Below are 25344 nucleotides of genomic sequence, written 5' to 3'. Positions count from 1 at the left end.
GAAGGGCCAGTTTTCTTTTTGAATATATTATTTTTCATGTTTAGACAATTTTCGTCAAATTATTTGATATACTTAAGGGTGAAAGCTGCGCGTATTGTAAGGGGGATAAATCAATGAGGGTGTTTGTTGCAAGACAGCCTATTTTTAATAGAAAAGAACAGGTTGTTGCTTATGAACTGCTGTATAGAGAAAGCGAAGAGAATGTATATAGCGCGAAAGACGGCGATCAGGCAACAACAGATTTAGTAATCAACAGCTTTTTAAACATCGGAATTGAGAAGCTGACGGAAGGGAAACGCTGTTTTGTTAATTTTACGGAAAGCCTGATGTTTTCGAACCTTCCTACCTCCTTCAATCCGAAACAGCTTGTCATTGAAATCCTTGAAGATATACCGATCACGCCGGCCCTCATCTCAAGATGCAAAGAGCTGAAAAAAATGGGGTATATGCTGGCACTTGATGATTTTTATGCAATAAACCCGCAAAATGAAGGCTTATTGGAAAAGCTCATGAGCTATATTGATATATTGAAAATTGATTTTCTCAAAACAACACGAATGGAACGCAGAAAAATTTTGCAAACCTACGGCTGCAGAGGCTTGATTTTTTTAGCGGAAAAAGTAGAGACCCGAAAAGAATATAAACAAGCGGCACAAGACGGCTTTCAATTATTCCAGGGCTACTTTTTCAGCGAACCGCGCATCATCAGCGGGCATGATCTGTCGACTCATTTCTATTCTTACTATGAACTGCTTAACGAATTGAGCAAAGAACAGCCTAACATAAAGCGTGTGACCGAATACATAGAGCGGGATTTATCACTGTCCTATCAAATCCTAAAATTTTTAAACTCATCCCACAGCCGTTTGAGCCAGAAAATTGAAAGTATTCAACAGGCCATTATGCTGCTTGGGTTTAATGAAATCAAACGATGGATATACATTCTTTCCTTTAAGGATTTAAGCAGAAAAGGGCATTCCAGCAAGCACGAGATCATTAAGATTTCTTTGATGAGAGCAAAGCTTTGTGAGCTGCTGGCGAGAAAAACAGCCCGGCCGCAGCCTGCGTCTTATATGCTGATCGGAATGTTTTCTCTCATAGACACCCTGCTGCACCGAGAAATAGAGGAGATTATTCAAGAATTGCCTTTAAAAGATGAAGTCGGGCAAGCGTTATTAGGCCATCAAAACGACTATTACCAAATGCTTGAGCTTGTGAAATTAATTGAAAGCAACAACTGGGACACTTGCACAGAATTAGGCAAAGAACTGGATAAAGAAGAAGCGTATGAATGTTACCTTGAAGCTCTGGAGTGGTGTCATAATCTGATGGACGCAAAATGATTGCGGTCCTCTGACCACCGCAAAGCAAGAATCATTCGGCTTTGCGTCCCGATGAGGGTGATGTAGATGCCGTCGGGATTAAAGACCGTATCCACTTCATGCCGTACGCCCATTTGTTTGATTAGGCGCTTTACAGATTGTTTGTCTGACTGCTCGGCTGCGGTCAGAATGCGGTGCGAGAGCTCCCGCGAGCCCGCAATGCGACTGAGAACAAGCTGGGCATCGGCGAACAGCCCTGACGCCTCCCTCGCTGAACGGATAAAGACATCTGGATTGGCAGGAGAAGCTGGAGGGCGGCGAATCTCATACGGATAGGCGTAAAACCAAGGATAACGATAACTCATGGGAGCACCTCACACAAAAGGGATGTTTCTATATGTATAGATCCTTAATTGCCGAATATGACAAAGCGAAAAGGCCACAACTTTAGCGTTGCGGTCTTTTTCGGTGTTTGTCGGTCAGGATACGCCAAGAATCGCATATTCATTTTTGAAAATACAGTACCAAGGACTATAGTCTTGCTTAGTAAAAATGCGAAACCCGTTAAAATCAAGGAGATTAAGAATCTTTCTCAATTTCAGCACATATTAACGCTCTTCCGCATAGAAAGATAGTCCCGTTCTCGTTGTGATCCCTTTGAGCATAAGGGCCTATTGAGATTTGCGGTGTCACGCAGGACTTTTTTGTATACTTTTCGGTGAAAAATAAGCCGAAAGCAGATACACTATTAGTAACAGATCAAATACCTAGGACTCGTTCACCATACACAATTCATTGATCTTTCAAAAAAAGGAGTGTGGAAACGATGGAAAAGAAACTTGAAGAAGTAAAACAATTGTTATTCCGACTCGAACTTGATATTAAAGAAACGACAGATTCATTACGAAACATTAACAAAAGCATTGATCAGCTCGATAAATACAATTACGCAATGAAAATTTCGTGAAAAAGACTTGGAAACAAGTCTTTTTTTTCGTTCTTCCCATACAATAAAAGGATAAAGTATTATATGATTGTTAAAAAACGAAAAACCTGCTGTCCTTTAAATGTCCCATTTAGTAAAATGGAATGGGAGGGGGGAAGTCGTTATTGAGCAGATATGTTTAGATTCTGTCCGAATCAAGGAGAAAATGAAGGAGATTGTAGATGAAAATATTTTAAATGAAGACTTAAAAACAAAACTTATATCTTTTATTGAAGAAAAAAAACAATTTTCATTTGCAGAATTAGCTTATCACCATTACATAGCATTTGACGGAAAAGATGTTACAGCAATTGAGTTGTTGGCTTCTGGTATAGAACTTTTAATTTTATCTGCTGACATTTTTGACGATATTGAGGATAAGGACAATCTTCAGGCTTCTTGGATGAAAATAGATCCTTCGATAGTGATTAACGCAGCAACTGCACTTTATACATTGAGTCTGCAAGTGATAAGTTCAGTCTCGAATAATCCAAAACTTTTAAGTCTTACTTTACAATATTCACTTCAATCTTTACAAGGGCAACATGCAGATTTAAATGTAACAGTCTCTTCAGAATCAGAGTATATTGAAATGATTAAACTTAAGTCAGGTTCTCTTGTAACATTGCCTAGTGTTCTTGGTGTATATTTGGCAACTGGAGAATTTAATGAAACAGTCGAGGAGTATTCACGTTATTTGGGCATAGTCGAGCAAATTGCGAATGATCACCATGGGCTATATTATCCTGACAATAATGACATAAAAACTAGACACAATCTTGCCTTCTACTATCTAAAAAATAAATATAACCAATCATCGATTGACTTATTAAATTTTTATGCGCAAGAAAATAATCAGATAAATAATATGGATGGATTGAAAAAGAAGTTACAAGAATCAGGTGTAATCCAATATTTGAATGTTATTAAAAATATAGCACTGGAAAATTTTAAAGAATCATTCAAAAAACTGAGATTAGATGAACAAAGAAAGAATAAACTACTTGATCAATTATTAAGGGGGAATATAAATTGAAACATATCGATAAAATCATAAGCCATCTAGTAAACAATCCGGAAGCTTTTGATCAATTTAAGAATGGGAACTTAACCTTGCTAAATATAAATGAAAAAGAAAAGAAAGCAATATTATATGCGTTTGAAGAAGGAGAGGCACCGAGAACAAGCAATTGGCCCCCAATAGAAACTATCAGTAGTTTTTTTGAGGATGATAAAAGAAAAAGTTTTATTTAATTATGGGATGATGAGATGCACAGAAATAATAACTTCTATAAATATTTGTCTCTAGCTTTTATTATTTTAAGTTTTGTTTATGTTATCTACCTCTCTTATATTTCTGTTTTTAATATCTTTGTAGGTGCGGATGTGAAGATTAATGAACAGGGTAAGTTAGAGGTTACCAAAGTTGTGGATTATACAGATGAATATTATTCAGGTGTAAAAAAGGGTGACATCATTCTTGAAGTTAATGGGCAAAAGGGAAGCGAAATCCAGTTAGAAAGCGGAAGATTGGTCAACGTAGAAAGCTTAACTGTTGAGAGAGATAATAAATCATTTCATTTACAAAATGTAAGCCTAATAAGTGAAGAAAATTTATTTATGTATCTCATTCCACTCATATCTTATTCAATCTGTTTATTTTGTATATTTTTTGTTTACAGAATAAATAAAGTAAGAAAATCACCTTCTGCTTTTGTTTTAATCTTATTTTTGTTATTTGTATCAGTAGCATATGTAAGTGCCTGCGGGGCAAGAAGAGGTGAAGAGGTCAGCACTTACCTGCTTGTCCTTACTTTAGTAAGTTGTCCAATTTTATATATACATTTCATATATAAATACTTTGCGGAATTGGGCACTAAGTTATTCAAAAAGAAGATTTTAATCATTATGTATATACTTCCACTCGTAAACCTGTTACTAGAAGCTGTTTTGAGTAATAGATTAAATTCTTCGGCTTTTTTGTCTAACTTGAACTTGATTTCCTTTTTTGTCCTAGTCCTTACTGTATGTATTCTTATCCATCAAGGGATTAGAAAAATCAAACAAAATGAGCAAAAGTCAATTTTAAAAATCCTTGCTTATATAAATATCCTGTCTTTTAGTCCCTTTATTATCTTTTTTGTTATTCCCTATGTGTTGTTTGATAAGTATCTTTCACCCTTTAGTTTGGCAGCTTTTACCCTTGTTATACCTTTTTCTTTAGTGTATCAATTTATGACAAATAGACTTTATAATATTGACTTTGTTGTAGGACGGCTTAAGTACTATGGATTTTTAGCCATTACTCCTACTGTTATTGTGGTCACCATATTTAATTACATTCAAAAACCAGAAGATAACTTTTACTCCGTTAAACTAACAGTTGTAATATATTTGCTTATGTTTGCTGTCTTTTACTTTAAAGAAATCATTGATTTTCGTTTCAAGTTGAAAAGATTTACAGAGAAATTTAATTATCAAGATGGAATTTTTAAATTTACTCAGTTAATTAAGCAAGCATCATCGGTAGATCAAGTACTTAATCACTTTAAAAATACAATCCTAGAAGTATTAAACATAGATAATGCTTGCGTGTATGATAATTCTAAAGGGGAAATCACCCTCCTTAGTAAGAACAACTTTAAAGATATGACTTATAAAAATCATGAGCAATATGTGAAAAAATTTTCTGGTGATATCGGTAAAATTAAAGAGTTTAAACAAGGTTTTATTATTAAAATAGGTGAACGAGGAGACAGATCATTTTTAGTACTCTGTTTCTCAAGTTATAATACTTTTAAATTAACAAGAGATGAAATTGCTTGGCTTCAAACATTAGCGTTCTATACAAGTGTTTCATTGGAAAACGTCATGAAAATTGAAGAATTGATGATGCATCTTGAGGATTTAAAACAACAAGAATCAAACCCCGTCTGGCTCAAAAAACTCATGTACACGATCGAAGAAAAACAACGTTCTGATCTCGCCCGCGATCTCCACGATTCTGTTCTTCAGGATTTGATTTCATTAAAGCGCCAGTGTGAGCTGTTTTTGGCTGATTTTAAGAAGGATAATAATCCGTGTCAGGAAGAGGTACAGGACAAGCTTGTACAGATGAATGAGCAGATGTCTGATGTGATTTCGATGACGAGGGAGACGTGTCATGAGCTGCGGCCGCAGCTTCTGTATGATCTTGGGCTGGTGAAGGCGCTGTCCAAGCTGGTGGCGCAGCAGCAGGAGCGGGTTCCGTTTCATATCCGTTTAAATACCGGCAGATTTACGGCTTCGCTTGATCTGGATTCGCAGTTGAATTTGTACCGGATCATTCAAGAGTTTCTGTCTAATGCGGTCAAGCACTCCCAGGTGACGGATGTGCTGATTATGCTCATCAGTATTCAAAACAAAATCGTTCTTCATTATGAGGACGATGGCGTAGGGTTTGATCAAGAAAAAAATAATGAACATTCCATGAGTATGGGGCTTTCTGGCATTAAGGAGAGAGTCAGGGCTTTAGATGGACGCCTTCGGATTGAAACAAGTGAAGGAAAGGGCTTTAAGGCTGATATTGAAATCGAATTGTAATGGTTTTATAACGGAAACGACTTGGCACAGGCCAAGTCTTTTTTATAAAATGGAAATGAGTGAGTAAAAGGGAGGAAAACATGAAAAAGATACTAGTGATTGATGACCATCCGGCTGTCATGGAAGGCACCAAGACAATTTTGGAAACGGATTCGAATCTGTCTGTTGATTGTCTCAGTCCTGAACCGAGCGAACAGTTTATCAAGCAGCATGATTTCTCGTCATATGATCTCATTTTAATGGATCTGAATTTAGGCGGCGAGGTCAATGGGATGGAGCTTTCTAAACAGATATTACAAGAGAATCCTCATTGTAAAATTATCGTGTATACCGGTTATGAGGTTGAGGATTATTTTGAGGAAGCGATTCGTGCGGGACTGCACGGTGCCATCAGCAAAACGGAATCTAAAGAAAAGATCACCCAATACATATACCACGTACTCAATGGAGAAATTTTAGTCGATTTTGCTTACTTTAAACAGCTGATGACTCAGCAAAAAACAAAGCCGGCTCCTTCCTCTCAAAAAGAACAAGATGTGCTCACACCTAGAGAATGCCTGATTCTTCAAGAAGTTGAAAAGGGATTTACAAACCAAGAAATCGCAGATGCACTTCATTTAAGCAAGCGGTCCATTGAATACAGCCTGACATCGATTTTCAATAAGCTGAATGTCGGTTCCCGGACGGAAGCGGTTTTGATTGCGAAATCAGACGGTGTACTTTAAATAAGGGGGGATATGATGGATACGAAACACACATTGCTTGAAGCGCTTGGTATTGAGATTGTTGAAAACACAGCGGAACGATGCGTTGCAGTCATGCCAGTGGATCATCGGACGGTGCAGCCGTTCGGATATTTGCATGGAGGCGCTTCAGTGGCTCTGGCGGAAACCGCGGCGAGCGCAGGTGCGCAGAATCTGATTGATCACACAACACAAGCTTGTGTCGGTTTGGAAATTAACGCTAACCATTTAAAATCCGTAAAGGAAGGAACGGTAAAGGCAGTAGCCGAACCCGTTCATATAGGCAGAACGACTATTGTCTATCAAATTCACATTTATGACGAGCAAGAGAGGCTGATCTGTATCTCCAGATGCACGCTGGCTGTCATCAAAAAATAAAAAAACAGCCGGAACTCTGCCTGTCCGGCTGCTTATTTTTATAAGTAAGAATCCTCTTTTCGTTTAATCACAAAGTTTCTGATCCCGTTATAGTCATCCTGTACGCTTCTCTCATTAAGCTTGACGCCGGAGTTGTACGCGGCACGGCAGATCAAGTGTCCTCCGACAGGCGACGTAATAAAGATAAAGAGAATCCCGAGCAGAATTTTAGCGGAAATGTTCCCCGTCACAAACCACAAATAGAAGAAGACACCAAGCAGAATCATATTGACGCCCAACGTTGAGCCTTTAGATGCAGCATGAGAACGTGTAAACACATCGGGAAGGCGAATTACTCCTAATGAAGCAACGAGGCACACAAGTGCGCCAAGCAAAATGAATACAGCCACAACGACCTTAGCGATTTCGATCATTTTCGATAATCTCTCCTTTCTCCAGGAACTTGGAAAATGCGATCGTTCCGATAAATGATAAAATCCCCAGCAGCAAAATAATATCCAGAAACGCACTTGTTTTCAGCAAAATGGAGACAAGCGCCGTGATCGCGATCAGATTGATGCCGATTGCATCCAGAGCCACGACCCGGTCAGGCACAGTCGGCCCTTTAATAACACGAATGACATACAAAAAGGTAGACACTGCCATAATGCCGAGCGCGAGTTGCAGAATCAGCGTAAACATCAGCGGCTCACCTCCTGTATGGCTTTTTCAAATGACTCCCGAATATCAAAAATGGCCTTTTCCGCATCCTCAATATCCATCGCGTGAATATAAAGAATCGTCCTGTCATCTGAAATGTCCATCACCAAGGTTCCCGGCGTTAATGTAATAAGCAGTGACAGCAGGGTGATTTCCCAATCCGTCGTAAGCTCTGTTTTAAAAGCGAAAATGCCCGGTCTGATATTCAGCTTCGGCGATAGGACTGATTTCAGCACACTGACATTGGCAAGGTACAGTTCCTTTAAAAAAATCAAAAGGAGTTTGATGATAGAAAACATTTTCCATAGATAAAACTGGCGAGTAAAAAAGCGCCGGAAGAAAAAGAGAGAGAGCATCCCCAGAATATAGCCTGTGAAGAATCCTGCGGCGCTTGGACTATTGCTCAAGAACATCCAGCAAAAAGCGAGAAACACATTTAATAAAATTTGAAATGCCATGCGATCTACTCCTTCAAAACAGCTTCAATATATTTTTCCGGATTCAGCAACGTCTCGGCCGCTTGATCAACGTAAGGTGACACCCATTCTGTACCCAATCCGAAGAGAAGAGACAGTAAGAGAAAAATAGCTGCCGGATAAAGAAGTCCTTTAGCTGTTCTATGATTTGGTTTTGGTGTTTCTTTTTCTTCGCCCCAAAACGCATGTATAAAGATCCTCAGCACAGAGTAAAGTACGAGCAGACTCGAAAGCAGAATCAGCATGGAAATCGTAAATTCACCTTCTGTGAAGCCGCCCTCCGCAATTTTCAATTTGCCGACAAATCCGCTGAGAGGCGGGATGCCCGCAAGAGAAATAGCTGAAATGAAAAACATCCATCCTAGAACAGGGTAGCGTTTGATCAGCCCGCCCATTTTGTGCAGGCTCGCTGTTCCAGTCAATGCGATCAGCGTCCCTGCCAGCATAAATAAAGCGCCTTTAATCAGCATATCGTGAATCAGATAATAAATCGCGCCTTGGATTGATGCGGGGGTATGAACTGCCACACCGAACAAAATCACGCCGACAGCAGTAATAATGTTGTAGATCACAATTTTCATGACATCCGAATAAGCGAGTGAACCGATAACACCGAAAATCACAGTCAGCGCCGCGAGCCAAATCATCAGCTGATGGGTAAAGGCTGTATCGTGAATAAAAATCAATGTGAAGACCCTAGTGATCGCGTATAAACCGACTTTTGTGAGCAATGCGCCAAACAACGCGGAGATTGCCGCTGGAGGCGCGTAATAAGAGCCTGGAAGCCAAAAGTAGAGGGGGAAGATTCCGCCCTTCATGCCAAATACCAAAAGCAGCAGGACACCAATCACAGTGATCAGCCCGGTTTGTCCTGATTCGCTGATTTTCACACTAAGATCGGCCATGTTTAACGTACCGGTTACAGCGTATAAAAAGCCGACGCCGATGACAAACAAGGCAGACGATACGATATTAAACACAATATATTTAAGGGACTCCCGCAGCTGAATTTTTGTGCCGCCTAATACAATCAGCATATAGGAAGCAATAAGCAGGAGCTCAAAAAACACGTACATATTAAATAAATCGCCTGTTAAAAACGCTCCGCTGACACCGGCAAGCAAAAACTGAACACCAGAGTAATAAAAGGAACGCTCCCGTTTTTCACCGACGGAACGGAAGGAATAAAGCACAACCAATAAACCAATTATCGATGTTGTGAGAACGAGCAGGCTGGCGAATTGGTCTGCGACCAGCACAATGCCGTACGGCGCTTTCCAGCCGCCCAAACTGAGTGTCTGGATACCATTTGTAAAGACAGTCTGTACGAGTATGCCACTGATCACAATCCCGATTGCCGATGCCGCAGTGCTGAAGATCCGCATGAGCATAAGATTCTTCGTCATGAAAATCAGCAGAATGGCCGACAGAAGCGGGATCAGGATTGGCAAAATAACAAAATTATTCATGTTGATCATTTCCCCTCATTTGATCCATATCGTCCGATTTCAATTCCTGATAAGCGCGAAAGGCCATGACGAGGATGAATGATGTAACGCCAAATGAAATGACAATTGCGGTCAAAATCAGGGCTTGCGGAAGCGGATCGACAAATGATTTGGCATGCTCGCTCAAAATCGGAGCGGCACCTTTCTTTAATCCTCCCATAGTCAAAAGCATTAAATGAACGCCATGGCTTAACAGTGCTGTTCCGATAATGACGCGAAGCAGGCTTTTAGACAGCAGCAAATACGTAGCAGCCATAAAAATAATACCGGCTAAAACAGCCATTAAGATTTCCATTATTCTTCCTCTCCAATCGTTTGAATAATGGTCATCGTAATGCCTACGACAACTAGATAAACGCCTAAATCAAATATCGTCGCCGTGGCGAGCTCCGTTTTCCCAAGGATCGGCAGCTGAAAGTATCCGAATGTGTGGGTTAAAAAAGGAGCCCCGAAGACAAAGGAGCCAACCCCGGTTAATACAGCGAGCAGAAGGCCGGCTCCCGCGATATAAATGAAATTAACCGGCAAAATGGAACGCACGGTTTTTAAATCATATGCCAAGAGCAATAGAACGATGGAAGAGGACGTGATCAGTCCGCCGACAAAGCCTCCTCCTGGTGCGTTATGCCCTGATAAAAATAAATAGAAAGAGAAAAGCAAAATGATAAAGGATACCAGCTTTGTCACGGTTTGAAGAATCAAGTCATTTGTTTTTTGTTCATTCACCGCTTTTCCCCTCCTCTTTTACTTTTGTTTTAATCATGCTGTAAATGCCAAGAGCGGCAATCGTTAATACCGTAATTTCAAACATTGTATCAAAGCCCCTGAAATCAACGAGGATGACATTGACGACATTATCCCCTCCGCCGAGATCGTGGCTGTGTTTTAAGAAGAAGGATGAAATGCTGTCTTTTGTCCGCTGGCTTGATGATGCGATACCAAGCAGGGTGACGATAATACCGACGCCTAAAGCAATGATAAAGTTCGTCAATCGGAACGTTCTCGTTTTCTTTTTCAGCCTCAGTTTCGGCAGATGATAGAAACAAAGCAGAAACAGTGCCACAGAAATGGTTTCAATGACAAGCTGGGTCAAGGCCAAGTCCGGCGCTCTGAAAATCACAAAAAACAATGCGAGCGCATAACCGACGACACCAAGTGAGATAATCGCCGTCAGTCTTGATCTGGCAAAAACAGTTGCCGCTGTGGCGCTGATCATGACAAGCGTCAAAATGATTTCGTATACGCCGATTTTAGCCATGCCTTCTGTTGTAAAGGAAAATCCGCCTTTGATGACAAAAGCTCCGCCCATCAGAATGATGAAACCAGCGAAGATATACAGCAAGTAATCCCTTAAAAACCCGGTCATATATTGCTTTGTGACTCGGTAAGACCCTTTCTCCATCAGCGTCACAAGCTTGTCGTATAACCGGTTGAGTGTGAGCTTCGAAGGAAACAGCTTATAGATTCCCTTCCACTTATTCAGCGACAAATATCCGATGGTGCCGATAACAATAATGCCTGCAGTCATCAGCACTTCTGTATTCAACCCGTGCCACTGTGAAATGTGAACATGGAATTTCTCATGGCTGTCCAGCAGTGTCGGATAGATCGAGTTCATCGCAGGCTCTATCAAGCTGTACGACAATATATTCGGGAAAAAGAAGAGACTGACAGCCAAAGCGACAAGAATGACAGGTGATACGAGCATGCCAATCGGCGCTTCGTGAGCCTGTTTTTTAAGCTGTTCAGGCTGGTAACTTCCTCTGAATGTTTTAAACAGCAATTTCATGCTGTAGATAAACGTAAATACGCTTCCGATCCAGGCGAGAACAGGGAATAGAATGCCCCATGTCTGTACGTTGAACAGATCGAAATGTGTCACGCGAAGCATGCTTGTGAAAAACATTTCTTTACTCAAAAACCCGTTAAACGGCGGAAGGCCGGCCATTGAAAATGTTCCGATTAAGGAAATCGTAAATGTAATCGGCATTATCGCCATCAGGCCGCCTAGCTTCCGGACATCCCGTGTGCCTGTTTCGTGATCGATAATCCCGACTGCCATAAACAAGCTCCCTTTAAAGGTAGCGTGATTGATTAAATGGAAAATGGCAGCCATGGCGGCAACTGTATAATATTCTGTATGGCCGTAATGAAGGGCCGCAGCACTGACTCCGAGCATGGAGATGATCATTCCGAGCTGGCTGACGGTTGAAAATGCCAAAATCGATTTTAAATCAGTTTGTTTCACGGCATGGAATGAACCCCAAACCATCGTAAAGAGCCCGACGAGGGAAACGATCCAAAACCACTGAGCAGAAAAAGCGAAAATAGGACTGAATCTCGCAATCACATAAATGCCGGCTTTGACCATAGTAGCTGAATGGAGATAAGCGCTGACAGGTGTCGGAGCTTCCATCGCATCAGGCAGCCAGATATAAAAAGGGAATTGCGCGGATTTCGTAAAAGCCCCTAATAAAATGAGAATCATAGCCGGGATAAACAAGTCGTGGCCGGCAATTAATTGAACCTGATGAATCATCTCTCTAATACTGAAGGAATCCGTTATCAGATAAAGGAGAATAAATCCGCCGAGCATGCACAGCCCGCCGCTGACCGTAATCAAAAGTGATTTGGCGGCGCCGTAGCGCGACTTTTCACGCTTATACCAATAGCCGATCAGCAAAAAGGACGAAAGGCTGGTAAGCTCCCAAAACATGTAGAGAACAATGACATTGTCTACAAGAACGACACCGAGCATGGCGCCCATGAACATCAATAAGTAGACATAAAAGGGCCCAAGCTGTTCTTTTTCTTTCGATAAATAAAAAATGCTGTAAAGAGTGACCAAAGAGCCGATGCCTGTGATCAGTAAGGCGAATAATAATCCGAGACCGTCTATATAAACGGTAAAGTTAATGCCAAGTGAAGGAATCCACTCAAATACCGACCGCAGTGTTTCTCCAGATTGTGTCATCCTGATCATTGGGAGAAAGTATATAAACAGCAAGACGGGCAGGATCAACACAAACCAGCCCGTGTGCACTCTTTTTGCGTATTTTGCCAAAAAGGGAATGATAAAAGCAAATAAGAAAGGCGATAAAATAGCAAAATGTAAGAGCTGCAAAGTTAGACCTCCTTTTTCTCTTTCTCAATTGAAAAATGCGCTATGTATCAAATATACGGTCAAACGACCTAGTCCAAATTATATCGCACTTTTCTGCAAGCTGCCATGCTTCGAACTGCGCAATGAGCTTTTATGAGTTCTTTTGACCTCAAAATAAGTCTAACAAAAATAATGTCATTTGTATATTTAAAATCATTCCTGATCAAGCTGAATGTAAGGAGCTGGTCATGTGAAAAGAAAGGTATTGATGTGCTCAGGTTTATTCTGCTCAGTATTTGCTGGGGCATTCATTTTGAATCAATATGACGGGCGCAGCGGTGCGGATGCTAGTGAGGAGTGGGAGCTGTATTTATTGGAGCACCACCTGTCAGCCAGATTGAGTGAAATGGAATCAAAGGATCTGCCGTTTGGCCCCCGAGAGTATATCCGGATTGTGAACAGATAAAAAAAGAGTTCCGCATATAACGGAACTCTTTTTCTGATTATGAAGTGAAAAAACGAAGCAGAACTGTCGCACAAATAACTGTACCTGCACCGCCGAGGCGGGTGGAAATTTGGGCGAACGGCATAAGGCCCATTCTTCCTGACGCTGATAAAATCGCAACATCACCAGTTCCGCCGAGACCGCTGTGGCAGCAGGTGACGATTGCAGATTCAACCGGGTACATGTTCATCAGCTTGCCCACAAAATATCCAGAAGCAATCATTGCGATAACAACTGAAATACAAATGATGACAAACGGAATAGAAATCACAGATGCCACGTCATCCAACGGAATAAAGAGGATGCCGAGACCGACCATCAGCGGCCATGTAAAGCTTGAAGAAATAAATTTATAAAGCTGGTAAGCGCCATCCTCCATTTTTTTCGGAAGAATATTCGCATATTTGACAGCCGCCGCTGAAATAATCATTAAGATCGCGCCAGGGATGAAGATGAATTTCTCCAATAATCCCCCGAAAATAAAGAATGTACACGCGAGCAGAACGCCGGCTCCCATCAATTTAAAATCAATTTTTGCTTCCGCTTCTTTTTGATTGAAAATCTCATTTGCTTTTTTAGATTTGACGAGGCGTCCGTTTCCATTTAGATCAGGCCGCTTATCGCCAAGCTTTTTCATTAAGGCAGCACAGATGATAGCAAAAACGTTTCCGATAATAGCAGCAGGGACCAGCTGAGACACATACACATCAGCGGATGAACCGAGTATTTGTGAATAAGCGATTGAGAGCGGTAAAATTCCTTCGCCTATTCCCCCGGCAATAATCGGAACAACAACAAAGAAAAAGGAATCGTAGGCACTGTAGCCAAAAATAAATCCGACAAGGATGCCGGCCGCAACTGCTGCGATCGTTCCTGCAACAAGCGGAACGAACATCCTGATAAACCCTTGTATTAATACAGTTCTGTTCATTCCGAGGATACTTCCCACAACCAGACAAGCAATATAGAAATAAAGGAAGTTAGACGTTTTCATCAGATTGGTTACAGCGTCTAAAGATGTTGAATTCAGCACATTGTAAAAGACTAAAAATGAAGGAACAAACAAAGATAAAATGGCAGGGCCGCCAATATCCTTCAATATCGGTATGCGTTGGCCTATGTCTCCAAGAAACACGCCAAGAATCATGATGATGGCAAACCCGCCAAGCATATTTGCCGGCAGCTCATTGTAATAGGCTGCAAGAATAATAATAACAGCTAATACTGTGTATAATGGCAGAGGAATCACACCGATTTCCCAAGACCAGATTTTTTGAAACAGGTTTTTCCCCTGTGGGTCTTTTTGCTCGGGTGAAATTGTCCCCGTTTTTGGAATTGCTCCCATGTCATACACCCCCATGTATTGTTTGTTACAGTCTACAAGAAAGCGTTAACACTTCATATTTTTTTAAGTTAAAAAACTGATAAACAATTAAATTAAGAGGGTCTTTTGGATTAGAAAAAAATCCCTGAGAAGCGTCTTCCCAGGGGAGAATGTTTTATCTTTTTCCTTTAATATAAGGCACGCCATTGGCTTTTGGCGCATCAGCCCGCCCGATAAAGCCGGTTAAAGCGAGAATCGTTAAGACATAAGGGGCCATCAGCATATACACATTTGGTATGTCTTTAAAAAGAGGGAGAAGCGATCCAATGATGCTTAAGCTTTGGGCGAATCCGAAAAACAGGGCGGCCCCCAGTGCTCCAATTGGATGCCATTTTCCGAATACAAGCGCTGCCAGTGCGATAAAGCCTTGTCCGGAGATGGTAGAGTGCGTGAAATCAAGCGCAATCGTGGAGGCATATACGCCGCCGCCGAGACCGCCGAACAATCCGCTGATCATCACGCCGATGTAGCGCATTTTATATACGTTGATTCCCATCGTATCGGCCGCCATCGGATGCTCTCCGACAGAACGGATACGAAGGCCGAACGGTGTTTTGAACAAGATAAACCAAGAAATAAAGGCCAATGCAATTGCAAGAATAGACGTATAATAGACATCCGAAAAGAAGATTTTTCCCAATACAGGAATGTCGCCCAAGCCGGGAATTTTCGTTTTATAAAAAGGCTCAGGGATTTTGTCTGTCTGCGCTTTGCCGTAGATCAGTTTTACAATAAATAAAGTTGCCCCGAGCGCCAGCATGTTAATGGCGACGCCGCTGACTGTCTGATCGGCGCGAAACGAAATGGCCGAAGCCGCGTGAATCAGTGAGAACAGCGCGCCTGCTGCCATGGCGGCAAGGAGTGAAAGCCAAGGCGCGGCGGCACCCAATTCCGGACCTAAAAATAAATTAAATAACACGCTGGTGAACGCTCCGATAATCATGAGGCCTTCAAGACCGATATTCACAACTCCTGATCTCTCGGAAAACACGCCGCCGAGAGCAGTTAAAATAAGCGGGGCGGCATAGACGAGTGTGGCTGGGACAATGATGGATAAAATCTGCACAAAGTCCACTTAGTTCGCCCCCTTTTTCTTCAATTTGTCCATGACAAAACGAATTGCGTAGCTTGAAGCCACAAACAGAATGATAATGGCAATCACAATATCGACAACCTCTGATGGAACGCCTGATTCAATCGGCATATTTAAAGCACCGATTTTCAGTCCGCCGAGCAGGCATGCAGCCAGCACAACACCGACAGCTGTGTTCCCCCCGAGAAGAGCGACAGCGATACCGTCAAAGCCTACGCCGGTAAATGCGCCTTTCACGGCTGCGTATTCGAAAGTCCCAAGCCCCTCCATGGCTCCTGCAAGACCTGCAAAAGCACCTGAGATGAGCATGGAGGTCATGATATTCTTCCGCACGCTCATACCGGCATACTGGGAAGCGTGCTGGTTGAATCCGACCGCTCGAAGCTCAAATCCCTTTGTTGTTTTGTTGATGATAAACCACATGACAACTGCTGCGAGAAGAGCAACGATGATCCCCCAATGCAGCCGTGAATAATCGGTTATCTGTTCAAGAAACGGCGAGCGAAGGGAGGCGGATTCGTGAATTTTCTCCGTCTTATCCTGACGATCTGTCAAGACGTTTGAAATAATGTAATTGGTCATATGCAGCGCGATATAATTCATCATAATGGTGACAATGACTTCATGAACGTAGAAGCGCGCTTTCAAAACACCGGGAATAAAACCCCATAATCCTCCTGCAGCCGCCGCTGTAATCAGTGCGAGCGGCATGTGAATATATGCCGGTCCGTCAAACGCTGTCCCGACCCAAACAGCTGCTGTCCAGCCGACGAGCAGCTGGCCCTCGACGCCGATATTAAAGAGTCCAGTTCGGAATGCAAAGGCGACAGCCAACCCCGATAAAATATAAGGTGTAATTTGCCGGATGGTTTCTCCGACATAATAGATTTCTCCGAATATCCCATTCCACAAAGCCGAATATCCGCTGATCACACTGTATCCGCTCGCAAGCATAATCAGCGCGCCGGCCGCAAGACCGAGGATGATTGCAATGAGGGGCACGAGTAAATGAGAGAGACGTTTAACCATTTGCTTTCCCCGCTTCCTTTTGCATGCTTCCTGCCATCAAGAGACCGAGTTCCTGCTCAGTGGTGTCCTGCGGATCGACCGTGGCGATAATATGTCCTTCAAAAATAACGGCGATTCTGTCACTGAGATTCATAATTTCTTCAAGCTCAAACGAGAGGAGAAGAACGGCTTTTCCAGCATCGCGCTGCTCAATGAGCTTTTTATGGACAAATTCAATCGCTCCGACATCAAGGCCGCGAGTCGGCTGGGCGGCGATTAATAAATCAGGATTCCGGTCTACTTCCCGCCCGATAATCGCTTTTTGCTGGTTTCCACCTGACAATGCCCGGGCGTGTGTATATTCATCCGGCGTTCTGACATCGTACTCGCTGATCAGGCAGCGTGCTTTTTTGTACATTTCGCCTTTATGTAATACGCCAAATGCTGCATACGGCTTTTTGTAATAGCTTTGCAGCACGATATTTTCTCCGATCGGAAAATCAAGGACGAGACCATGTTTATGGCGGTCCTGAGGAATATGCCCGATTCCGGATTCGGTCACTTTTCTTGGCGTCAGGTTTTGGATTTGTTTTCCGTTTAAGGTGATTGTTCCTGAATCTGTGTTGCGAAGGCCTGTTATTGCTTCAATCAGCTCCGACTGCCCGTTTCCGTCAACGCCGGCTATGCCGACAATTTCTCCTGCTTTGACAGAAAGCGATAAATCCCTGACTGTCTCTACTCCGCGGGTATCCTTTACAGTTATTCCGTCAATCGCAAGCACTTCCGCTCCCGGCTGAGCAGCCTTCTTTTCGGTTTTGAACGATACTTCGCGGCCGACCATAAGACTGGCGAGCTCGTCTTTGTTTGTATCACGGACATCAAGTGTTTTGATGCCTTTTCCTTTGCGGATAATGGTAACGCGGTCACAAACTTCCATAATCTCTTTCAGTTTATGGGTGATTAAGATAATTGATTTTCCCTCATTGACCAGATTCTTCATGATTTGCATCAGTTCTTTGATTTCATGAGGGGTCAATACAGCCGTCGGTTCATCAAAAATCAGAATGTCTGCCCCGCGGTAGAGGGTTTTTAATATTTCTGCGCGCTGCTGCATGCCGACAGATATGTCAGCGACTTTTGCTCCGGGATGAATCTGAAGGCCGTATTGGTCGGAAATGTCCTGCACCTCTTGGACAGCACGCTTCCGGTCAATTCTGCCAAACTTTTTTGGCTCTTTGCCGAGAATAATGTTTTCAGCAACTGTAAAGGTGTCAACAAGCATAAAGTGCTGGTGTACCATCCCGATGCCAAGGTCATTCGCTTTGTTCGGGCTGTTGATGTGCACCTTCTCGCCGCGCACCCGAATTTCACCCCGCTCCGGCTGATACAGCCCGAAAAGGACATTCATCAACGTTGATTTCCCCGCTCCGTTTTCACCGAGCAACGCGTGTATTTCGCCTTTTTTGACCTGAAGATTGATATTGTCATTGGCGACAATACCAGGAAACTCCTTGCGGATATTGAGCATTTCAATGACATATTCCACTGATTTGACCGCTCCTTTAATCAAAATAAAAGAAAAACAAGGGATAAGGGCTCGACCTCCTTATCCCCGCGATTCTTATTCAGCTTTGAAGGTTTTCAGCTCTTTCTCAGTTGCCGGCACTTCCAATCCGTCGATGATTTTTTTCTTCCATTTATCAACCGCTTTAATCACATCATCCGATAGATTTTGTTGAGATGAGGAAATGCCGACCCCGTCCTGATCAAGGCCGTAGGTGAGTGTTTCGCCGCCCGGGAACCTTCCTTCGCGTGCTTTTTTCGTTAAATCTTCAACCGCTGTATCTACTTTTTTGACCATGGAAGTGAGGGTGACGTTATCATCTGTTCCTTCTACCTGGCCTTCTGCGTATTGGTCTTTATCGACACCGATGACCCAGACATCGCGTTTCGGATTTTCTTTTTTCAGGTTTTTCGCTTCAGTAAAGACACCTGTCCCAGTAGCGCCTGCAGAGTGATAAATAACATCTACGCCGGATTTATACATGCTTTCGGCGGTGGCTTTACCGACATCGGCTTTATCGAAACCGCCTGCGTATTTCACTTCGACAACGGCTTTAGGGTTTACAGCCTGCACGCCGGCACGGAAGCCGACCTCGAATTTTTTGATTAACTCTGATTCCATGCCGCCTACAAATCCGATTTTTCCTGATTTGCTTGATAGGGCTGCGGCCACTCCAACGAGAAATGAGCCTTCCTGTTCTTTAAACGTAATACTTGCGACGTTGTCTTTATCAACCACAGCATCTATGATCGCAAAGTTTGTATTTTTGCGCTGATCAGCAATTTCGCTGATTGAGCCCTCCATTAAGTAGCCGACCCCGTAAATCAAGTCGAAATTCTCGCGTGCTAATTTATTTAAGTTCGTTGTATAGTCTGCATCTGATTTTGATTGAAGGTAGTCGTAACCGTTTTTGCCTTTTTCCAGTCCGTTCTCTTTGCCAAAGGCTTGAATGCCTTCCCAGGCTGATTGGTTGAAGGATTTGTCATCTACTCCGCCGACGTCAGTAACCATCGCCACACTGAATTTATTTTTATCTTCGCTGGAGCCGCTGCTTTTTTCGCTGTTTCCGCATGCTCCTAATATGGTGCCTGCTGCGATCACAAGTGACATCGCCAATCCGATTTTGCGTTTATTCAAAGATATAACCCCCCAGAAAAATTTGGTTCAAAGCTGATCCGGCCAGTCATGTGATGGGCTGTCTGTACAATTTCTTAGAATCGATAAAATTTTCTGATAATAACAAATGGAATACGCTGAGACAGTTCTGATCTTCCCTGAATAAGCGTGGTGTGAGTGTTTCCTTCGAAAGGAGGGGAAGAGAAGGATGCGGAAGGCGTTCCAGGCGGAAAACCGTGACATCTTTTTCTGAAGTGAGACTTATGACTTAGTTTTGGGATCAACTAACCAATCATAATTTATCATTTTACTCACAAGAAATAAATAGAATTTCGCATAATTTTTTAAAAATATCTATTTTTAGAATTGTTTGCTCAAAAATGTAAAAAGGCCCTATATTATTCTTGTATAACTAATCACCAATAGAACAAGCAGCTTGGCAAGAGATATGACAAAAAAACGCACTGCTCGGAGTGAACAGTGCGTTTTTTTATAGATATTGCTTAATTCCATTAAGGTTTCCTGTGTTGACGTTGTACTGAAACACAGGTCTTCCGATTGTACCGTACGCCATTTCTACATTTAGAACCTGTATATCTTCAAGAAACTTCAAGTATTTTCGTATGGATACTTGAGAGATTTCTGTGTGCTTTGCCAGGTCTTCTGTTGTAAAAGATTCATTTTCAAATGACTGGATACTGGACCAAATCAGCTTCAGCGTGCTTTTTGTCAGGCCTTTAGGAAGCTGTACTTTTTCTGTTGCTTCTTTCTTTTGGAAAAGCTCGGCGTCCAGTTCTTTCTGGCTCATGTTGCGATGGGTTGAATATACCTTTTGTTTTCGTCTGTAATCAGACAGGGCAGTTTGGAAACGTTCAAATTCAAACGGTTTGATTAAATAATCGACAGCACCGTAACGAAGTGTTTTCTTGATAACGTCAAGCTCGCTGGCCGCCGAGATGACAATCACGTCAACCGCTTCATTTTGGGCCCGCAGTTCGGTTAGCAGTTCCAGCCCGTTTTTACCCGGCATATAAATATCGAGCAAAATAAGGTCGATGTGATGCTCTCCTAAAATATGCAGAGCGCTTTGAAAGGAAGAGGCGATGCCTTTCAGCTGAAAGCCTTCTATTTGGCTTAAGTATCGTTTATTTAATTCACCCACCATGGGGTCATCTTCAACTATTAGTACATTAATCATGATTTTCCTCCTTCGGTTCGTACGGGACGCGAAGACTGAATGTCGTTCCTTCATTCTCTTCGCTTGTGAGGATCATTTGGCCCTTTAAATTTTCGATGCTTTGCTGTGTAAAATAAAGGCCGAATCCCCGGTTTTTGCCCTTTGTTGAATAGCCTTGCTCAAATACTTTGGCTTGGTCTTCTTCAGACATGCCTGCTCCAGTATCGGTAATTTCAATGTCCAGTATGCTGTTATGAAAGCGCATGGACATGGTGATTTGTTTTTTCGGCATATCGGCAACGGCGTCTAGGGCATTGTTGATGAGATTTCCGATGATTGTAATGAGTTCATGGATGACAGAAGGGTCTGCCGCGTTCGGGATGACACCTTTGCATTCTATATCAAGATTTGCGCCCTGCTCCCGTATGAAGCTCTGTTTTCCGAGCAGAAAACCGGCTAGTACGGAGCTTTTGACATCGTTTATAATTTCGCTTGTTTCTGATTTTTGCTGAATGGCAATATCTTTAATATAATCTCCAAGATCGTCATACTCTTTCAGCTGGACGAGGCCTAATATCACATGCAGTTTGTTCATAAATTCATGAGACTGCGCTCTCAATGCGTTTGCATACATTTTAACACCGGAAAGCTGTTCAGCTAAATGTTTTACCTCGGTTTTGTCCCGGAATGTCGCAATCGCTCCGACGGTTTGTCCTTTCAGCTGGATGGGAACTTCATTAAACACAAGCTCTAATCCGTTAATGCGGACGTCTCTGTCTTGAAGAGGTTTTTTTGTCTCAATGACCTTTTTCAAGCGGCTTTTCGGCAAGATGTCATTTACATCCTGATCAACGGGATTTGTGTTGATGCCCATTTTCACGAATAGACGCTTTGCTTCCGCGTTGGCAAGTTTGATTTTACCGTGTTCATCGACAGCAAGTATTCCTTCCTTCGTCGATTCCAGCATCGCGCTCCGTTCTTCAAGAAGAGTGGCAATTTCATAAGGTTCAAGTCCGTACATGATATTCTTCACCGTACGTGCGACGATAACAGCCCCGATTACACCGACGAAAATGCTGACGCAGATAATAAAGTAGAGCGGCCGTAAGCTGTGGCTGATCACTTCATCAATTTCATTTACGGTGATGCCGACCGCGACTGCACCGACCTGTTTTCCATTCTCCGCGTAGACAGGGACGAATGCTCTTTGCGATTTCCCGAGCGTGCCAGAGGCAGTGCTGATGTGGACATGACCATTTAATACTTCCGATTCATCACCGCCCCTGAATTTTTTTCCGATTTTGTTCGGGTCGGGATGGGTTTTACGAATGCCGTCCATATCCATGACGACAACAAATTCCGTGCCCGTGATTTTCTGAACCCTCTTTGTGTAGTTTTGCAGTTCCTTCTGGTTTTTTCCGCTTTCTAAAGCAGAAGCTGTGATCGGCGCCTCGGCTACCATTTCAGCAGTCTGCAGCGCAGTGGCTTTTTCCTGATCTCTAATCCGTGTGGTGGTTTGGGCACCTACTGTAAAAAATGTAATGAGCAACGCGATTAACACAACGATACAAACAAATATGGTGAGTCTGGTTTGCAGTTTCAATGTTTTTTTCATATAAAACTTCCTTACGTTTTATGATTCCTGCGTACTACTTTACTCTCAAAATGCTGCTTTGTGAAGATTTGGGATCGTAATTCGTAAAAAGGAGAAAAAATGGAATAATTTATCTTGTCAATGTGTTTTAAGTCCTCCATAATAAATGAGGTAGATTATAGAAAGGGACTTTTTTATATGAAAAATACTTATTTGACAGGATACTTTCCGCTGATTGCGATCCTGCTTTTTAGTTCGTCGTTATCCATTTCAACTTCACTTTATGCGTTGAAGATGCTGTCCTCATTTGGAATGTATGATGGAATGCTCGATTATTTTTCAGAGAAAGGGATCAGGCTTGCGTTATTTGCTGCCTTTGCACTTTTATATTTTATGGTTCTGTCCGCTCTGAAATTAATTGCGAATACCGTGACTGAGCTGTCATTGCTGTTTTTTGCTAATGATCCGGAAGGGAACAATCTGAAAAAAATCAGAATGGGTTCCATGATTTATTTAAGCGGCGGGATTTTATCCTTTGTGCTCTTGCAAAATGTCATCTGGATTGTGATCTGGTTTGCGGTCGTTACGCTCGCTTACTTTGTGTTTATTGTATACCGGATTTATTCGACGCTTTCCCTCATGTCATTAGTCGGATTCATTCTATTGGAACTGCTGTTTTGGTTTACCTTTGTTATCGGTATTCTGTTCATATTTATCAAGCTTTATAATAGCATAATGGCTAGCTTACCTGTGTAAGCTAGCCATTTTTTCGTTTACGGTAAAAATCTTTTTTTGATAGAAGGGGAGGGGAGCATACATTCATTTTTTTTGCCAAACCACTTATAACGGTTCCTGGCAATGAAAGAATAGACCAGATCTCTGAAAGGCTTCGGCACTGCGAAAAACAGGACGAATAGGCGCCATAGGCCCCGCAGATGCCTGAAAACCTTAATGGCTGCAGTTGACTTTGTGTACACTTGGCCGTCTTCAATAAAGACAAAGCTGTCAAACTGATCAGTCGGGAGCCCGCTTTTTTTCAGCAGGCTCTGTCCTGTTTCCGACTGCAACGATGTAAAAGAAATCAGTCCGTCTGGATCACGTTTAATGATAAATTGCACGGCGCCATTGCATAAATTGCACACGCCGTCAAACAGCAAAACGCGATTTGGAATTTGTTCTGATGCCACGCCAGATCCCCTCCGATCCTTTAATAAGCCGCTTGCAGCGTTCCTTTAAAGATGGAAAGCTGAGGGCTGATGCTGTGAAGATATTCAACGCTGCTCGGTGTATCTTTTCCGACCCAGACACCCATTGTGTACGTATCTGTCAGGCCGACAAACCACATATCGTGATAATCATTTGATGTTCCTGTTTTACCGCCGATGTAAGGCGCTTTAAAATATGCTTTTTTTCCTGTTCCGCTTTTCACAACGGAAGACATTAAGTTTTTCAGCTGCATGTTTGTGCGGACACTGAATATTTGAGTCGATTTATCATTCCATTTATAAAGCGTTTTTCCTTTAAGGTCTGTCACCTTTGTAATCGCATGGCTCGGCGTATAGCTTCCGCTGTTGCCGAATGTCGTATACGCCTTTGTCATCTCAAGAGGCGTCATGCCGTTTGTAAATCCGCCAAGCGCGGCCGGGAGAAGATAGTCGCTGTCGACAAGTTTGGCAAAATGATACGGCTCAATATAACTGAATGCTTTTTGGATGCCCACACGGTCCAGCATTCTGATGGCCGGTGTATTATATGAATTTTTAAATGCCGTGTCGAGCGTCACTGTCCCGTACGTACGGTTATTGTAGTTTTGCGGACAGTAATCTCTGCTGCAAAACTTGCTGGCATCAATGGTGCTGCTTGCTGTCGCGCCGGTCTGTTCAATATAAGGACCGTAATCAAGAAGCGGCTTAATGGATGAACCCGGCTGTCTGTATGCCTGGTAGGCGCGGTTAAAGTCATATTTTTGATAGTTTTTCCCGCCGGATAGAGCGATGATTTGATGCGTCTGGTGATTAATCACAGCCGCTCCGCCCTGTACGTCCGCATACGGGAGCTTGGCATTCATTTGTGCCACAACCTGATTTTGCATGTACGGATTAAGTGCAGTATAAATTTTCACGCCGTCTTTCATCAGAGTGCTGACTCTTGCGGACAGCTCGTTTTCGATTTTTTCTTTTTGTTTCCCTGACGCTTTTTGAAGACGTTTATCGTAGCCTTCTGATTCAGACACCAGTTGAGTGAATTCATCATTGACATAGGAAACGTAGTCCGGATATTTGTCTTCTCTCTTTTCAACATCCAGCTTGATTTTTTGTTTGACGGCTTTTTTCAGCTCTTTATCTGTAATGACCCCGGCATCTTTTAACCCTTTAAGCAAACGTTCTTGACGGCTTTTCGTGTAGTCAAAATGCTTGAGAGGATCATATAATGTAGGGTTATTAGGTATAGCACAGATAAAAGCCATTTCTCCCACTGTGAGAGATTTCAGCGGTTTGCTGAAATAGAATTCAGCCGCTGAACCGACGCCGTAAACGCCATTGTTAAAGTAAATGGTATTTAAGTAAGCTTCAAGAATTTCATTTTTCGTATACTTTTTCTCTAGCTGATAAGAATACGCGAGCTCAGTCAGCTTACGGCTGAAGGAGCGTTCGTGGCTTAAATACAAGTTTCTTGAAAGCTGCTGTGTGATGGTGCTTGCGCCCTGATCAATTTTCTTGTCTTTTACGTTAGAAGCGGTTGCCCGCACCATTCCCATAAAGTCAAAGCCTTTATGCTCGTAAAAATGCCGGTCTTCAGACGTTAAGAAAATCTGTTTGACTTCCTCGGGAATCTTGTCAAATGGAACGAGCACGCGATTTTCATGATCGCTGACGATTTCCGAGACCAAGGAGCCGTCCCTGTCATACATGTAGCTGTTCTGAACAAGGCTGATATCTTTCAGATTAATATTTTTATCAAGCACCTGATCGAGGGACTTCATTTGTTTTACTTCTTTTCCGGAAGCGATAACTGTAAATGCAAACAATGGGATTATGCAAAGGAGCAAAATCCATCCGATTATTTTTCGTAACATGGTCACTCTCTTTTCTCCTAAATTCTAGCCA

27 protein-coding genes are annotated in these 25344 nt (G+C 42.5%); 9 read left to right on the top strand and 18 right to left on the bottom strand.

Annotated features, from left to right (window positions below):
• Positions 1-113 precede the first annotated feature (113 nt).
• Positions 114-1343 (top strand): cyclic di-GMP phosphodiesterase, encoded by a 1230-nt coding sequence (gene pdeH, locus GYO_RS38075; RefSeq protein WP_014114987.1) that lies wholly within the window; start codon positions 114-116, stop codon positions 1341-1343.
• Here the strand turns inward: pdeH and GYO_RS38070 are convergent.
• Together GYO_RS38070 and GYO_RS43830 are read right to left on the bottom strand one after the other, a co-directional pair.
• Positions 1319-1687: a YuzC family spore coat inner layer protein gene (locus GYO_RS38070; RefSeq protein ID WP_014114986.1), complete on the bottom strand. Its 369-nt coding sequence runs from the start codon at positions 1685-1687 to the stop codon at positions 1319-1321. The genes pdeH and GYO_RS38070 overlap by 25 nt on opposite strands.
• 114 nt (positions 1688-1801) lie before the next feature.
• The gene (locus GYO_RS43830; protein WP_014114985.1) at positions 1802-1927 is read right to left on the bottom strand and encodes a hypothetical protein; all 126 of its coding nucleotides are present in this window, start codon (positions 1925-1927) and stop codon (positions 1802-1804) included.
• A 221-nt stretch (positions 1928-2148) separates the two neighbouring features.
• On the opposite strand from GYO_RS43830, the gene degQ reads away from it, so the two are divergent.
• From degQ to GYO_RS38040, 6 genes are all read left to right on the top strand, one after another.
• Complete coding sequence (gene degQ, locus GYO_RS38065) at positions 2149-2289, top strand: degradation enzyme regulation protein DegQ (RefSeq protein ID WP_003220708.1); 141 nt, start codon at positions 2149-2151, stop codon at positions 2287-2289.
• Positions 2290-2473: 184 nt separating this feature from the next.
• Positions 2474-3343, top strand: coding sequence for a polyprenyl synthetase family protein (locus GYO_RS38060; protein WP_014114984.1), 870 nt, complete (start codon positions 2474-2476; stop codon positions 3341-3343).
• On the top strand, positions 3340-3561 hold the full coding sequence (gene comX, locus GYO_RS38055) for a competence pheromone ComX (RefSeq protein WP_014114983.1): 222 nt from the start codon (positions 3340-3342) through the stop codon (positions 3559-3561). The genes GYO_RS38060 and comX overlap by 4 nt, the downstream gene beginning before the upstream one ends.
• A 15-nt stretch (positions 3562-3576) precedes the next feature.
• Positions 3577-5889, top strand: a complete 2313-nt coding sequence (locus GYO_RS38050; RefSeq protein ID WP_014114982.1) for a sensor histidine kinase — start codon at positions 3577-3579, stop codon at positions 5887-5889.
• A gap of 80 nt (positions 5890-5969) precedes the next feature.
• Positions 5970-6614 carry a two-component system response regulator ComA gene (gene comA / locus GYO_RS38045; protein ID WP_003220716.1) on the top strand — a complete coding sequence of 215 codons (645 nt, stop codon included), beginning with the start codon at positions 5970-5972 and terminating at the stop codon, positions 6612-6614.
• 15 nt (positions 6615-6629) lie between these two features.
• Complete coding sequence (locus tag GYO_RS38040) at positions 6630-7010, top strand: hotdog fold thioesterase (protein ID WP_003220719.1); 381 nt, start codon at positions 6630-6632, stop codon at positions 7008-7010.
• Between the two features lie 38 nt (positions 7011-7048).
• Here the strand turns inward: GYO_RS38040 and mnhG are convergent, their stop codons facing one another.
• From mnhG to GYO_RS38005, 7 genes are read right to left on the bottom strand one after another with little or no spacing between them, the layout of a single operon-like run.
• On the bottom strand, positions 7049-7423 hold the full coding sequence (gene mnhG / locus GYO_RS38035; protein WP_014114981.1) for a monovalent cation/H(+) antiporter subunit G: 375 nt from the start codon (positions 7421-7423) through the stop codon (positions 7049-7051).
• Positions 7407-7691, bottom strand: a complete 285-nt coding sequence (locus GYO_RS38030) for a Na(+)/H(+) antiporter subunit F1 (RefSeq protein WP_014114980.1) — start codon at positions 7689-7691, stop codon at positions 7407-7409. Before GYO_RS38030 ends, mnhG begins: the two co-directional genes overlap by 17 nt.
• Positions 7691-8167 (bottom strand): Na+/H+ antiporter subunit E, encoded by a 477-nt coding sequence (locus tag GYO_RS38025; RefSeq protein WP_014114979.1) that lies wholly within the window; start codon positions 8165-8167, stop codon positions 7691-7693. Before GYO_RS38025 ends, GYO_RS38030 begins: the two co-directional genes overlap by 1 nt.
• Positions 8168-8172: 5 nt before the next feature.
• The gene (locus GYO_RS38020) at positions 8173-9654 is read right to left on the bottom strand and encodes a Na+/H+ antiporter subunit D (protein ID WP_041521055.1); all 1482 of its coding nucleotides are present in this window, start codon (positions 9652-9654) and stop codon (positions 8173-8175) included.
• The gene (locus GYO_RS38015) at positions 9647-9988 is read right to left on the bottom strand and encodes a Na(+)/H(+) antiporter subunit C (protein ID WP_003220730.1); all 342 of its coding nucleotides are present in this window, start codon (positions 9986-9988) and stop codon (positions 9647-9649) included. The genes GYO_RS38020 and GYO_RS38015 overlap by 8 nt, the downstream gene beginning before the upstream one ends.
• Positions 9988-10419, bottom strand: a complete 432-nt coding sequence (locus GYO_RS38010; protein ID WP_014114977.1) for a Na(+)/H(+) antiporter subunit B — start codon at positions 10417-10419, stop codon at positions 9988-9990. Before GYO_RS38010 ends, GYO_RS38015 begins: the two co-directional genes overlap by 1 nt.
• Entirely contained in the window at positions 10412-12817 is a 2406-nt protein-coding gene (locus GYO_RS38005; RefSeq protein WP_014114976.1) for a Na+/H+ antiporter subunit A, read from the bottom strand. The genes GYO_RS38010 and GYO_RS38005 overlap by 8 nt, the downstream gene beginning before the upstream one ends.
• A 229-nt stretch (positions 12818-13046) precedes the next feature.
• Here GYO_RS38005 and GYO_RS38000 point away from each other — a divergent pair, with 229 nt between their 5' ends.
• Entirely contained in the window at positions 13047-13262 is a 216-nt protein-coding gene (locus GYO_RS38000) for a hypothetical protein (protein WP_014114975.1), read from the top strand.
• Positions 13263-13299: 37 nt separating this feature from the next.
• On the opposite strand, the gene maeN is transcribed toward GYO_RS38000, so the two are convergent.
• The 7 genes from maeN to malK form a co-directional block, all read right to left on the bottom strand.
• Entirely contained in the window at positions 13300-14646 is a 1347-nt protein-coding gene (gene maeN, locus GYO_RS37995) for a sodium/malate symporter MaeN (RefSeq protein WP_014114974.1), read from the bottom strand.
• Between the two features lie 154 nt (positions 14647-14800).
• The gene (nupQ, locus tag GYO_RS37990; RefSeq protein ID WP_014114973.1) at positions 14801-15760 is read right to left on the bottom strand and encodes a guanosine ABC transporter permease NupQ; all 960 of its coding nucleotides are present in this window, start codon (positions 15758-15760) and stop codon (positions 14801-14803) included.
• Entirely contained in the window at positions 15761-16807 is a 1047-nt protein-coding gene (gene nupP, locus GYO_RS37985; protein ID WP_003241062.1) for a guanosine ABC transporter permease NupP, read from the bottom strand.
• Positions 16800-18332, bottom strand: coding sequence for a guanosine ABC transporter ATP-binding protein NupO (gene nupO, locus GYO_RS37980; RefSeq protein ID WP_014114972.1), 1533 nt, complete (start codon positions 18330-18332; stop codon positions 16800-16802). Before nupO ends, nupP begins: the two co-directional genes overlap by 8 nt.
• Before the next feature lie 75 nt (positions 18333-18407).
• Positions 18408-19487, bottom strand: coding sequence for a guanosine ABC transporter substrate-binding protein NupN (gene nupN / locus GYO_RS37975; protein WP_014114971.1), 1080 nt, complete (start codon positions 19485-19487; stop codon positions 18408-18410).
• Between the two features lie 469 nt (positions 19488-19956).
• Positions 19957-20664, bottom strand: coding sequence for a two-component system response regulator MaeM (gene maeM, locus GYO_RS37970; protein WP_003220739.1), 708 nt, complete (start codon positions 20662-20664; stop codon positions 19957-19959).
• Complete coding sequence (malK, locus tag GYO_RS37965; RefSeq protein WP_014114970.1) at positions 20657-22258, bottom strand: malate sensor histidine kinase MalK; 1602 nt, start codon at positions 22256-22258, stop codon at positions 20657-20659. Before malK ends, maeM begins: the two co-directional genes overlap by 8 nt.
• A 177-nt stretch (positions 22259-22435) precedes the next feature.
• On the opposite strand from malK, the gene GYO_RS37960 reads away from it, so the two are divergent.
• Positions 22436-22993, top strand: a complete 558-nt coding sequence (locus tag GYO_RS37960) for a YufK family protein (protein WP_014114969.1) — start codon at positions 22436-22438, stop codon at positions 22991-22993.
• Between the two features lie 17 nt (positions 22994-23010).
• Here the strand turns inward: GYO_RS37960 and GYO_RS37955 are convergent, their stop codons facing one another.
• Both GYO_RS37955 and GYO_RS37950 read right to left on the bottom strand, forming a co-directional pair.
• Positions 23011-23424, bottom strand: a complete 414-nt coding sequence (locus GYO_RS37955) for a thiol-disulfide oxidoreductase DCC family protein (protein WP_014114968.1) — start codon at positions 23422-23424, stop codon at positions 23011-23013.
• Positions 23425-23444: 20 nt separating this feature from the next.
• Positions 23445-25319 carry a transglycosylase domain-containing protein gene (locus tag GYO_RS37950; protein WP_080010099.1) on the bottom strand — a complete coding sequence of 625 codons (1875 nt, stop codon included), beginning with the start codon at positions 25317-25319 and terminating at the stop codon, positions 23445-23447.
• Positions 25320-25344 lie beyond the last annotated feature (25 nt).

Source organism: Bacillus spizizenii TU-B-10 (genome assembly GCF_000227465.1).
In the GTDB taxonomy this organism is placed as follows: Bacteria; Bacillota; Bacilli; order Bacillales; family Bacillaceae; genus Bacillus; species Bacillus spizizenii.
This window is presented reverse-complemented; position numbering and strand designations above follow the sequence as displayed.